1 pseudogene is annotated in these 768 nt (G+C 69.8%); it reads right to left on the bottom strand.

Annotated elements, in window-relative coordinates:
- Positions 1–427, bottom strand: a pseudogene (locus tag MXD61_RS05755) (beta-mannanase); the annotation flags it as partial.
- Between the last annotated feature and the right edge of the window lie 341 nt (positions 428–768).

Below are 768 nucleotides of genomic sequence, written 5' to 3'. Positions count from 1 at the left end.
AGGCGTCGGTCACCGAGGGGGCCTGGAGCAGGTTGGCCCAGGTACCGGACTGCCAGGGCAGACCCGACCGGAAGCCGGCGGGCAGCGGGGCTCCGGCGTCGGTGCCCACCACCGCCGAGTCGAAGGCGATGAACGTGCTGGGTGACCGGGTGCTGTGCTGTCCGGTGTTGACGATCGCGGCCGTGTGGAACTCGGTTTGCAGGTTCGCACCGTGAAAGAGCACGATGGAGGTCGGGACCGGAGCATACGTGTCAATCGTGGTGGGTTGGCCGCCGTCGATGCTGATCGAGGCGATGCCACCGTTCGGGTGGCCGACACCGTAGACCGTGATGTCGGTGCCGGTGAAACGGATCGTGGCGACCGCGCCCTGGTCGTAGGTGAAGTGGTAGCTGCCGTCCAGTTCCCCGGTACCGATGGCCCGCCTCACCACCGCCTACCTCGAAAGCATCGAAGGCGACCAGAGCGGCCAGATCCTGCGCGCCTACACCTGAAGGCCGCACAGGACCCGTTCCGGAGCCGGCCAGGTCACCGCCAGCAGGTCACCGCCAGCAGGTCTGCGGGGGCATCGGATTCACGTCAGGGCGGCGGTTGTGCACAACCGCTCGCCGTCGCCGTCGCCACCACCGCCGCGGTGCTGGGCTACCTGCGGGCGCGCGGCATCACCCCGGGCCGCGCCCGCGTGGCCGTGGTCGATCCCGCCCGAGGCGGGGACCTGGCCGGCCTGCTGATCGCGGTCGGCATCGGCGATCTCACGCTTTACGACCCGAT

This window comes from Frankia sp. AgPm24 (genome assembly GCF_023243055.1).
GTDB classification, from domain to species: domain Bacteria; phylum Actinomycetota; class Actinomycetes; order Frankiales; family Frankiaceae; genus Frankia; species Frankia umida.
This window is presented reverse-complemented; position numbering and strand designations above follow the sequence as displayed.